General features: G+C 33.6%; 5 protein-coding genes. All 5 read left to right on the plus strand.

Translation table 11 applies throughout. From position 1 onward, the window contains the following. The first annotated feature begins 4 nt into the window (after positions 1-4). The 5 genes from RM519_RS05450 (at position 5) to RM519_RS05470 (ending at position 12,839) form a co-directional block, all read left to right on the plus strand. A complete protein-coding gene (locus tag RM519_RS05450) occupies positions 5-1,606 on the plus strand; it encodes a beta-N-acetylhexosaminidase (protein ID WP_311592603.1) in 1,602 nt (533 codons plus the stop codon). A 4-nt stretch (positions 1,607-1,610) separates the two neighbouring features. Further along, entirely contained in the window at positions 1,611-3,137 is a 1,527-nt protein-coding gene (locus RM519_RS05455) for a sulfatase (RefSeq protein ID WP_311592604.1), read from the plus strand. Between the two features lie 136 nt (positions 3,138-3,273). Further along, positions 3,274-7,296 (plus strand): two-component regulator propeller domain-containing protein, encoded by a 4,023-nt coding sequence (locus RM519_RS05460; protein ID WP_311592605.1) that lies wholly within the window; start codon positions 3,274-3,276, stop codon positions 7,294-7,296. Positions 7,297-7,907: 611 nt separating this feature from the next. Further along, a complete protein-coding gene (locus tag RM519_RS05465; protein WP_311592606.1) occupies positions 7,908-11,093 on the plus strand; it encodes a SusC/RagA family TonB-linked outer membrane protein in 3,186 nt (1,061 codons plus the stop codon). An 18-nt stretch (positions 11,094-11,111) separates the two neighbouring features. Further along, positions 11,112-12,839 carry a RagB/SusD family nutrient uptake outer membrane protein gene (locus RM519_RS05470; RefSeq protein WP_311592607.1) on the plus strand — a complete coding sequence of 576 codons (1,728 nt, stop codon included), beginning with the start codon at positions 11,112-11,114 and terminating at the stop codon, positions 12,837-12,839. Positions 12,840-12,896 lie beyond the last annotated feature (57 nt).

Below are 12,896 nucleotides of genomic sequence, written 5' to 3' on the forward strand. Positions count from 1 at the left end.
ATTAATGACCAAATCAAAAATTACAATTACTGCTTTACTAATTACAATTTTAATTAGTGTAAATATCAAAGCTCAAAACATTTCTATAATTCCGCAACCAAATTTTATTGAAGCAAAAAATTTAGGAACCTTTACTTTAGACAATTCAACAAGTATCGTTGCATCAAGAAACCAACATGAAATTGCGAAAGCCCTTCATCAGGCATTAAAACAAGATATAAATTTAGACCTAGACATTGTTAAAGCAAAGACCGAGCACAGTATCCAATTTAAACAAGATGTTCAAATTACAGATGAAGGCTACACTTTAGATATCTCTAAAAACCAAATTATTATTTCAGCTTCTGGAAGAAAAGGATGGTTTTACGGAATTCAAAGTTTAAGACAACTAGCCATGAATTCGACAGATATTTCAACCGTATTTATTGAAGATGCTCCGCGTTTTGGATGGCGCGCCTATATGTTAGATGAATCGCGTTATTTTCAAGGAGAAGCATTTGTAAAACAACTATTAGATGAAATGGCTTTGTTAAAAATGAATGTTTTTCACTGGCATTTAACGGATGATGCCGGATGGAGAATTGAAATCAAAAAATATCCAAAATTAACAGAAATAGGCTCAAAAAGAAAAGACACGCAAATAGGTCCAAAAAAATGGAAAAGCGAGTTAACTGCAGGTGAACCTCATGGTGGTTTTTACACCCAAGAACAGATTAAAGATATTGTAGCCTATGCTGCTGAAAGAAACATAACAATAGTTCCTGAGCTTGAGATTCCTGGTCATTCAAGCGCAGCAATTGCATCTTATTCGTGGTTAGGAACGGCTGGAAAAGAAATTGAAGTTCCAGTAAAATTTGGAAGACACTATGACAACTATGATTTAACTAATCCAAAGGTTGAAAAATTTATCAAGGATGTTTTAACGGAAATGTTTGAATTATTTCCATCTGAAGTCATACATATTGGCGGAGACGAAGTTGGTTACAAAGTTTGGGAAGAATCTGAACACGTACAACAATACATGAAGGAAAACGGAATCAATTCACCAGCGGATTTACAAGTAGGTTTTACGAATAAAATTTCAAAATTCATTGAGAGTAAAGGCAGAAGAATGATGGGCTGGAATGAAATCATGGGTAAGAATGTTCATTCAGATTTCAGTGAGAAAAAGCTTGATATAGAAGCTGAAACGAAACTTGCCAAAAACGTAGTTGTTCATTTTTGGAAAGGAAATTTAGAATTGGCAACTGAAGCCGCAAGAATGGGTTATGGTATTGTAAACTCATTACACAGTAACACGTACCTAGATTACAGTTACAAACAAATTAGCTTAGAAAAAGCATACAATTTTGATCCAATTCCAAAAGGTTTAGACCAAAAATACCATGATAATATTTACGGGTTAGGTTGCCAAATGTGGACAGAATGGACACCAACAATCAAAGATGTAGAATATCAAACTTTTCCCAGGATTGCTGCATATGCAGAAGTAGGGTGGACACAAAAAAGCAATAAAAATTTCAATGATTTCGAAAAAAACCTTTCTAATATTTTAGCACGTTGGAAAGCAATGGATATCAACTTTGCCACAAACACAAAACAATAAAAAAATGAAACGACTTTGGAGCACTATAACCTGTTTGACATTTATAACTTTTTTTGCCTGTAAAAAAGAGATTAAAGAAGAACAGCCAAATATAATTGTGTTTATGGTAGATGATATGGGGTGGCAAGACACTTCTGTTCCATTTTGGGATAAAGAAACTCCATTTAATAAGTTATACCAAACACCAAGTATGGAACGTCTGGCTGCTGAAGGAATGAAATTTACTCAGGCCTATGCTACACCAGTTTGCACACCAACAAGAGTCAGTTTAATTTCAGGCATGAATGCGGCAAGACATCGTGTAACCAATTGGACTTTAAGACGTGATAGATACATGGTTAAACCACCAAAAGGTTTGAGTATGCCCAAATGGAATTTAAACGGTGCACAGCCAACCGATTCTATTTCTAACGCCGTTCATATAACACCCTTACCTCAAATTTTAAAAGATAATGGCTATAAGACGATCCACGTAGGCAAGGCTCATTTCGGTGCTATTGGTACTCCTGGTGCCGATCCGACAACCTTAGGTTTTGAGGTAAATATTGCGGGGCACGCAGCAGGTGCTCCGGGTAGTTATTACGGACTCAAAAATTATGAGAACACTCGAAGAAATGAAAAGATTTGGGATGTTCCAGGGTTAGAAAAATATCATGGTAAAGACATTTTTCTTACGGAAGCTTTGACGCAAGAAGCAATATTGGCAATGGATACATCTATTAATGAGAAAAAACCTTTCTATTTATATATGGCTCATTATGCGGTTCATACTCCAATTCAAGGAGATCCTAGATTTGAACAAAAATATTTAGACCAAGGTTTATTACCCGTAGAAGCAAAATATGCTTCAATGGTTGAAGGCATGGATAAAAGTTTAGGCGATTTAATGGATCATCTGGATAAAAAAGGTATTGCAGATAATACTGTTATCATGTTTATGTCTGATAATGGTGGTTTAAGTGCAGTTGCAAGAGGAGGCGAAAAACATACGCACAACAAACCACTTTCTAGCGGTAAAGGCTCAGTTCATGAAGGCGGAATTAGAGAACCGATGCTAGTAAAATGGCCTTCTGTTACTAAAGGAAACACCTCTACCAATGCTAAGGTTATTATTGAAGATTTCTTTCCAACTATTTTAGAAATGGCTCGTATACAAAATTCTAAAACCGTTCAAAAAATTGATGGTCAGAGCTTTACCAACATCTTAAAAGGCGGAAAAGAAACTGATTCAGATAGAGCCCTATTTTGGCACTACCCTAACAATTGGGGGCCAACAGGACCCGGAATTGGCGCAACAAGCACCATTAGAAAAGGAGATTGGAAATTGATTTATTATCATTTAGATCAATCTTTTGAACTCTTTAATATTAAAAATGATATAGGAGAATCTAAAAACCTTAAAGAGGACGAAAGTGAAGTTTTAAAAAACTTAGCAAAAGAGTTAGGTAAATACTTAAGAAAAGTTGACGCTCAAATGCCTACACTAACCGAAACCGGAAAAAAAGTTCCGTGGCCAGATTTTAATCTATAAAAAACTATATTTGGAAACTAGTTGATTTCAAATTAGAGATTAATTAAGAGCAACTATTTTTCATTTAATGTGTCGATTAAAACCCTTAATACTACTAAATAATTACAATAGATATATTAGAATAAGTCTATTGTATATGTTTTGCTCTATTCCATTACTTCCAGGGTTAAAAGCGCAAGATATTGATTACTTCCCGAATGTAGAATATATCACATCAAATGAAGGGCTTTCTCAAAGTGAAGTAACATCAATTCTTCAAGATAAAAAAGGCTTTTTATGGATTGGTACGAGAGGAGGATTAAACAGATATGATGGTAAAACAATAAAATCCTTTCAAAATAAAATTGGAGACCCAAATAGTTTAATCAATAACTCTATAGAAAATCTGTTTGAAGACAGTAAAGGAAATATTTGGATTGGGACTAAATCAAATGGTGTTGCCAAATACAATCCACAAATAGATAAATTCGAAGAATTTGGCGAATTCTTTGATGAACTTAAAGACAAAAATGTAATAAGCATTGCGGAAGGAAAGGAAAACGAAATTTGGGTTGGTACAAGAAAAAATGGACTATGGGTCATCAATGAAAAAGACAAATCAATACATAAACTTAATCAAGTTAATGTAGTCTCATCAATTTACAAAACTTCTCAAAATAAAATTTTAGTCGGAACCGCCTTTGGTTTACATATTTATGATTTGAATCAAAACTTAATTGAACAAGTTTCAATTGGAAATATTTCTAGCATTACAGAAGATACAATTTCAGGAAACTATTACTATTCTTCATGGGGCACGGGACTATTTTCTTACAATCCTAGATCTAAAAAATCTACTAAACTCAAACTTTTCGACATTAAAAATTCCGAGGTAAACTCCAACAATCTTCATTACATATATTTAGATACAAAAAGAAATTTATGGGTAGGCTCCTGGGGCACCGGATTATACAAATACAACCTAAATACAAATCAATACGCACATTACAGTTTATTTTCTAATAACGGAAAGGGTAGCAAAGAACTCTATAATGATGTTTTAACCATATATCAAGACGGTTCTGAGAATTTATGGTTTGGCACTAATGGCGGAGGGGTATGCAAGGTTATTGATACAGAACAATTTGGTTTTAAATCTTTTAAAAATTTACCGAACGAACCTGTTTGGTCCGTTATTAAAGATGAAGGCAAAACCCTTTGGGTAGGATTCAAAGGAAATAGTAATATTTATTTCGGAGGAGGTGACGATGATTTCCGAAAAATTAAATTACCCGAATCATTTCCTGGTAACAGTAATCGATCTGTAAAAAGCGGAGCGAAAGTTATTTATCAGGACTCAAAAAAATCAATCTGGGTTGGTGGGAATTACTCTTTATTTCAAATTAATAAAAATGGAAATAGTTATATTCTAAACAACAAGAATATCCCAATAATAAGAGATGACAACACTAAGGAGAATGCAAAAATAACAACCCTAGATGAATCTTCTGACGGTACTTTCTGGATTGGAACCCAACAAAAAGGGCTAAGGAAATCTGTGCAGCCTGGTTCGCCAAAAGATCAAAAATTTGAACATCATTTAGGCAATAATAGAATTAGTGCTTTTTTAGAAGACTCAAATGGTCAAATATGGATTGGAACATACAACGGGCTTTTACAATATAATAAGACAACAAATAATTTTAAAAAATATGCTAAAGTACAATCCAATAAAAATACACTCAGTAGCGATATCATAAATAGTATATGTGAAGATTCGAATGGACAAATATGGATAGGTACTCCCAATGGTCTAAACTTGCTAATTAAAACAGAAAAGGATATTTATTTTAAAGCCTATCAGGTTGAAGATGGTTTACCTAACAATTACATACATTCTGTATTAGAAGACACTTCTAAAAATTTGTGGGTAAGTACAAATAAAGGAATTTCTAAATATAGTTTAAAAGAAAAAATATTTTCCAACTTTGATTTAACAGATGGTTTGTCTTCAAACAATTTTATGGAAGGAGTTGGTTTTAGATCCAATGTTGGAGAACTTTATTTTGGTGGAATTTATGGGTTAAATTCATTTATTGCGGATTCAATAAAACCAAGAGAATTGCCAAATGTTACCATAACCGGGTTTCAAATTGCAGGTGAAGAAATAAAGGCGGGTGAATCATATAACGATCGAACACTTCTCAATAATGCTATTGAATATACCGATGAAATTGTTTTAAATAGCAACGAAAACATCTTTTCTATCGATTATAGTCCTTTGAGTTTTAATACTTCAAATTCTAATTTGGAGTATATGTTACAAGGCCTGGATGATGAATGGCATAATTCAAACTCTCAAACTAGTATTAATTTTTCAAATTTAAAACCAGGCGATTATATTTTTAAAATTAGACCTGTAAGTAAATTAAATTCTGAAAATAATATAACGCAACTTGGTATTAAAATTTTACCACCATTTTGGAAATCTAATAAAGCTTTCGCATTATATATCATTTCGTTTATTGGATTGCTTTTCTTGTACCGATTCTACATCAATAAGCAAAATGAATTAAAGACAAGGTTAGAACTTTCTCGAAATAATAGAAAAAGAGAGGAAGAAATAGCCAAAATGAAAACACAATTCTTTACCAATATTGCGCACGAATTTAGAACACCACTCACATTAATTTCTGGGCCTTTAGAATTTCTTTTAAATAACAATATAGACGCCAATCAAAAAAAAGCACATCTTTCTACCATTCACTATCATACCAATCGTTTACTTGGCTTGGTCAATCAACTTTTAGATTTTAGAAAATCCGATTCTGGAAAAATGAGGTTAAAAGTACATGAGGGCAATTTTAGTTATTTCATAAAAGAAATCTTCTTGTCGTTTAACGATTTAGCAGAAAGTAAAGACATCGATTTTACGTTGCAATTACCTCAAGAAAATATTGCACTTACCTATGACTTTAATAAATTAGAAATTGTGTTTAGTAATTTACTATCTAATGCCTTTAAATATGCAAAATCTAAAGTTTCTGTGGAGGTAGAAATAAACGAAAACAGTTGTCACATTCTCGTTTTTGATGATGGAAAAGGCATGTCTGAAGAAATGCTAGATAGAATCTTTGATAGATTTTATCAAATATCAAATTCAGATTCTTCAGACTTAATTGGCTCCGGAATAGGGCTCTCTTTGGTAAAGAACATTATTGAATTACATAAAGGGTCCGTAAAAGTCGAGAGTAAAATTGATATGGGAAGTACATTTACACTTAGTATTCCACGAGGAGACACTCATTTCACTAAAGATCAATTTGTTCAAAATTTCAAAAAATCAGAAGATTCTTTCTTTTATAAACCAGAAAGAATCCTGAAACCGGAACAAGCTTTAAAAGAAAACAAAGAATTAAATTCTAATCTTCCAAAAATGTTGGTTGTAGATGACAACCCTGAGATTTTGACCTTTATCAGTTCAATATTTAACACATCCTACAATGTAACTGTGGCTAGTAACGGTAAATTGGGGTTTGATCATGCCAAAAATGAAGTACCTGATGTTATAATAAGTGATTTAATGATGCCTGAAATGGACGGATTAGAGTTTACAGACCAAATAAGGTCAGAAAATAAAACCATGCACATTCCAATTATTATGCTTACGGCCAGAACAACAGAAACGTTCCAAGAAAAGAGCTATACTTCGGGTGTCGATTTATACGTGACCAAACCATTTAATCCAAACGTTTTAAAAGCGCAAGTAGTAGCCTTACTTAATAGTAGAAACAAATTAAAAAAGTACTTTGGAAATAAAGTAAACTTACTTCCTACAGAACCTTCTGAAATTGGCTCTATGGACCAAGAGTTTCTTAACAAGGTTATGAGATTAGTAGAAGACAATTTAACAAATGAAAAATTGGGGAGAGAATTTATTGCCAATAAAATGTCAGTGAGTCCTTCCACCCTTTATAGAAAAATTAAAGCAATTACAGATTTAGACATCACCTTATTTATCAGGTCTATTCGATTAAAAAGAGCGGCTCAGATGATTCGAAATAAAGAAGATAATATTTCTGGGATTGCCTACCGAGTAGGATTTAATGATCCAAAATATTTCCGTAAGTGCTTCGTAAAACAATTTGGTGTCAATCCATCACAGTTTAACAAAAAATAAATTCCGTTATTCTTGTAACAATCAGACATAACAATTTACACCTGAGTTGAAATCACCCCGCATTTGAATCCTCACTACCCTTTGTTTTTTCATTTATTCTCGAAATTTGGCTTATATGAAACTAGACCAAAAACAAGAAGAGAAAAGATTTAAAATAATTCAATCTGTAATATTTATTTTACTGGTTACATTGTTTGCTGCGATATTAATAATGCTCATGTTTATGTGATAAAAAATGATTTGAAATTAAGTCCTTTAAATACAACTCTTAGATTTAAAAAAAATAAGATCAAAACTAAAAACAGATGAATCAATCTATAAAATTTTGAATTTGAACTTTAAATACCCTCTAATTAATCTGAAATTACCCTAAAACGAACTGAAAATCCTTGCAAATTTGTATCGACCCTACCACTACCTACCGGAATGATTAAAAATGGTTTTGGCAGGATTCGAAATAAATAAGATATAAAACTGAAAAATTAAACAAATAAACTTAGATGCATAAAAACTACTAAAAACGAAACCCCAAAAATGGAAAACCCTATTCAGTTTTCATTTTTCAAAACCTTAGAATAGAAATTTAACTAATGACAATTAACTCAAGAATTATGAAAAAAAATCTAAACAAGATATTTCTTAGTTGGAATGCGAATCGAAAGAAGGCATCCAAATTAGAACTATCTTTTTATTGTATGATGATTGCACTATTAAGTGTATCTAAAGTGCAGGCTTCAGCCGAATCTAACAGTACAACTTCAGAATCAACCTCAACGATTCAACAAACTATCACAGGAACTGTAACTGATGAGGAGGGAAACCCTCTTCCAGGTGTAGGAATTTTCAAAAAAGGAACTACGGATGGTGTTGAATCTGATTTTGACGGTAACTTCTCAATTCAAGCTTCTAGTGGAGATGTACTTGTATTTTCATTTATTGGAATGACTTCTGTAGAAATGACAATTACATCACAAACTGTTCTAAATGTAACAATGGCAGCCGACTCAGCTGAATTAGAAGAAGTTGTAATTGTAGGTTATGGAGCAAAATTAAAAACAGACCTGACAGGAGCAGTAGGTACAGTAAAATCAGAGTCTTTAGTTCAAGCGCCTACTTCTACCGCAACGGAATTACTTTCTGGGCGTGTTTCAGGTTTAATTACAAAACAAAATACGGGTGTACCAGGTAATGATGCAACAACTATTAATATTAGAGGATTTGGAGCAGCATTAGTATTAGTTGATGGGGTTCAAACTTCTATGGACAGAATAGATCCGAATGATATAGAAAGTGTATCTGTTTTGAAAGATGGTGCTGCGGCAGTATATGGTTCTAGAGCAGGTAACGGAGTTGTTTTAGTTACTACTAAAAGAGGTAAAGAAGGAAAAACCAAAATAACATATCACGGAAATTCAAGTTTTCAATCACCAGTTAAGGAGCGTACCTATGTTAATTCTTGGCAATATGCTACTTTAATTAGAGAGGCAGATTTAAATGGAAATAGTTCAATTGACGACACATATACCGAAGAAGACGTTGACAAGTTTAGGGCGGGTAATGATCCTGCATATCCAAATCAAGATTGGAACGATGCGGTGTTTACAGAAAACGTTCCAATGACACAACACAACTTAAATGTTAGCGGTGGAAGTGAAAATGTAAAATACTTTGCATCTATTGGTTTGTTAGACCAAGAAAGTGCCTACCGTTCAGGAGATTTAAGTTTCCAACGTTACAATTTACGTTCTAACTTAGATGCTAAAATCAGTAAAAAATTGTCTTTTGGTGTAGATCTATCTTACAGACGTGAAGATAGAGATCAACCTGCTACTAACCCAAGTGACATGTACAACAGGTTACAAACAGCACAACCTATTTACCCTGCATTTTTACCAGACCCAACGAGAGCTGCTTTTTCAGGATTTAACACAAGAAGTCCATACGCTGCAACTGATAAAAGTTTTGGTGGATACAATGATGATCTTAGAGAATTCATAAATGCTAGAGTTCAATTAAAATTTAATATTACGGATGATTTAGTTGCTAAAGGTGTTATCATGTATGAATCTTTAAATACTTCAAGAAAAGCGCTAAGAAAACCTTATGACGTTTGGGAATATGATTACGAAAATGATGAGTATTTATACTCAGGTACCGCTCAAGGAAGAAGCAGTATCACTGAAGATTACAGAAAAAGAATTCAGTTCTACCCACAATTCTCTTTGCAATACAAAAAGAATTTCAATGGACACAATATTAATGCTTTAGGATTAGTAGAAACTATTGAGATTAGAGACGATGCAATTCAGGCCAGAAGGTTTGATTTAATTTCTACAGATATTCCTTACTTAAGTTCAGGAGATAAAGAAACGGCTGAAAATAGCGGTAATGCTAGTTCATCCGGACGTATGAGTTATGTTGGTAGGGTAAATTACGACTATAAAGGAAAGTACTTTTTAGAAGCGACTATGAGAGCTGATGCGACAGGAGAAAAATTTCACCCAGATAACAGATGGGGATACTTCCCAAGTGTTTCTGGTGCTTGGAGATTATCTCAGGAAAATTTCTTAGTAGATTCTGAATCTGTTGACAACTTAAAACTTAGAGCTTCATATAGCCAGACAGGTTTGGACAATGTTGGTAATTATAGATTCTTAACAGGATATTCAATTTCAGCAAACGGAACGTACTTAATTGACGATAGAACTGGTCAAATTATTTTCACAAACGGGTTACCAAACGAAGAAGTGACTTGGTTTACAAATACATTGTATAATGTCGGTGTTGATGGAAGTTTTTGGAATGGATTATTCGGATTTGAAGTGGATGTTTTCTATAGACTTACAGAAGGATTGTTCGGAACAAATCAAACAGATATTCCAAGTACATTTGGAGCTACTTTACCTCAAGAAAATATTAATGATAGAGATGATAGAGGATTTGATATCCTTCTAACACATAGAAACACGATTGGAGATGACTTTAGTTATAGTGTTTCTGCAAATGTTGGATGGGCTAGACAAAAATGGGTTAGTGTAGCAGAAGAAGCTGAAACCGATCCTGATAGAATTAGATTATACCAAAGAGAAGGTAACTACACAAATAGATGGCTCGGATTTGTATCTGATGGTCTTTTCGAAACACAAGAAGAAATAGACAATCATGCAACTTATGAATTAGGAAATGCACAACCAGTTATTTCAGATATTAAATATGTAGATTTAAATGGTGATGGCGTAATTGATTGGAGAGATCAAAAAGATATTGGTACTGGTTCTACACCAGATATATCTTATGGATTAGATATATTTATGAAATACAAAAACTTCTCAGTTGCTGCATTATTCCAAGGCGCTGGTTTATTTAATATGAACATTGCAGGTGCTGCTAGAGGAGGATTTTCAAACCAATCAACTCCTTATGATTATATGTTAAAATACTCTTGGAGACCAGATTACAACGATCCAACTGTAAATACAAATCCAATGGCTAGATTGCCGAGGATTACACATAACGGTGTTGCTCCTAATAACAATGTAACTTCAGATTTCTGGTTATTAGATAACACATACGTTAGATTAAAATCTTTAAATTTGAACTATGCTATTGATTCTGATATTGTTAGCAAAATTGGTTTTGACGGTATTGATATTTATGCCGCTGGAACAAACTTATTTAGTTTCAATAGTTTAGGAATTTACAAAGATACATTTGATCCTGAGAGTCCTGCTTCGCAAAATGGACGTCACTACCCTATTATGAAAACATTTACCTTAGGAGTTAAATTAGCATTATAACGAAAAAACGAAATAGAAATGAAAAAATTAATATATATAGTCTTAGGTATTTCATTCGCATTTACAAGTTGTGATGATGTATTAGACCAACAACCATTAGGATTGATTTCCGATGCGAGTGTTTGGCAAGATGAAAATTTAGTGAATACTAAATTAAATGAACTTTACAAAAATTCACTTTTCCTAAATCAAGCGGAACAAGCAGGATTTAACGTTGGATTAGATGGTAATATGGCCGGGGAATTCAGAAATATTGGAGCATGGCAAGCGCCATTTGGCGCTTCTACCGGAGATATTGATGAAACCGGAGCACCTGCAGGAGCGGTTCAGTATTGGGCTTATGGCTTAGTGCGTAGATGTAATGAATTCATCGTTAATATGGAAACTCTTTCAGAATTAGATGCTGATTTTAAAATAGCTAGAATTGCAGAGGCAAAATTCTTAAGAGGATATTTGTTCTTTAACATGGTTAAAAGATATGGAGGAATTCCAATTATTACAGAACCACAAGCAATTGATGCTCCTGCAGAGGAATTATTTGTTTTTAGAGATACTGAAGAAGACGTTTACAATTTCATTATTTCTGAAATGAAGGCTATTGAAGGTATTTTACCAGATAAAACTACAAATGATGGAACTCCTTCTAAATGGGCTGCAATGGCTTTAAGAAGTAGAGCGGCTCTTTATGCTGGTTCTATTGGAGAATATGGTACTGTACAATTAGACGGAGTAGTTGGTATTCCAAATGCTGATCCATTTTGGGAAGAAGCATACAATGCCTCTAAAGCATTAATTGAACAAAGTGGACATTCATTATATATGAAACATTCAGATCCGGCGAGAAATTATCAAGAACTATTTACTGATGAAGCCGCAAACCCAGAGGTTATATTCTCTGAAAAATTTGATGACGAATTAAATGCACATTCATTTAGTTTATTAGCAATGCCTTGGCCTTTCCACGGTGGTTGGGGAGCAAATTTCTTTGTATTTTATGACACTGTGGAATTATTTGATTTTGCTGATGGTTCGACTGGTAAAATAGACCGTTCATTAGTACATAATCAAGAATGGCATGTAGATGATTTCTTTAGAAATCGTGATCCAAGATTCGTTGCTTCTGTGTTCTTCCCAGAAACTGATTGGCAAGGAGGTAAAGTATATTTCCATGACAACACAACCAATGCAGGAAGTGCACCTCCAGGGTGGTCTAAAAGAGCTCCTGGAAAAAACAGAAACCAAGCAAACGGAACAGGTTTATTATTAAGAAAACGTGTTGATGAAGGTACGGAAAAACCAATTGGAGGTACTGATGATACTGATTACATCGTATTCCGTTTAGGTGAGACTTATTTAAACCTTGCAGAAGCAGCTTTTCATTTAGGTAGAACTGGTGAGGCTTTAACCGCTATTAACGCAATTAGATCAAGAGCAGGAATGCCTGCAAGAACTAGTTTAACACTTGATAATATTCAACAAGAAAGACGTGTTGAATTATTTGCAGAAGACCAAGCTTATTGGGATTTACGTAGATGGCGAATTGCAGAAGATGTGTTAGGTGGTACAAACCTTCAAGGGTTAAAATTCACATATAACGGTGCAACAGACAAGTATAAAATCCAAATTAGAAGAGGAGCTTCAACAGGGCCTCGTATTTTTACTGATAGGCATTACTATTTACCTATCACATTAAACAGAATCGCAGATAATCCTAACTTAGTTGAAAACCCAGGATACAGCGACTAAAAGATAATTTTTTAGTTTTCATTTATTCCAAAAAGAGCCATAGACCACTTAATCTGT

The organism is Urechidicola vernalis, from assembly GCF_031846385.1.
Classification (GTDB): domain Bacteria; phylum Bacteroidota; class Bacteroidia; order Flavobacteriales; family Flavobacteriaceae; genus Urechidicola; species Urechidicola vernalis.

Bases quoted from the DNA above. Each gene is read 5' to 3' on its own strand.
- RM519_RS05455 (WP_311592604.1), top strand. From the start codon at position 1,611: ATGAAACGACTTTGGAGCACTATAACCTGTTTGACATTTATAACTTTT.
- RM519_RS05460 (WP_311592605.1), top strand. From the start codon at position 3,274: ATGTTTTGCTCTATTCCATTACTTCCAGGGTTAAAAGCGCAAGATATT.
- RM519_RS05465 (WP_311592606.1), top strand. From the start codon at position 7,908: ATGAAAAAAAATCTAAACAAGATATTTCTTAGTTGGAATGCGAATCGA.
- RM519_RS05470 (WP_311592607.1), top strand. From the start codon at position 11,112: ATGAAAAAATTAATATATATAGTCTTAGGTATTTCATTCGCATTTACA.
- RM519_RS05450 (WP_311592603.1), top strand. From the start codon at position 5: ATGACCAAATCAAAAATTACAATTACTGCTTTACTAATTACAATTTTA.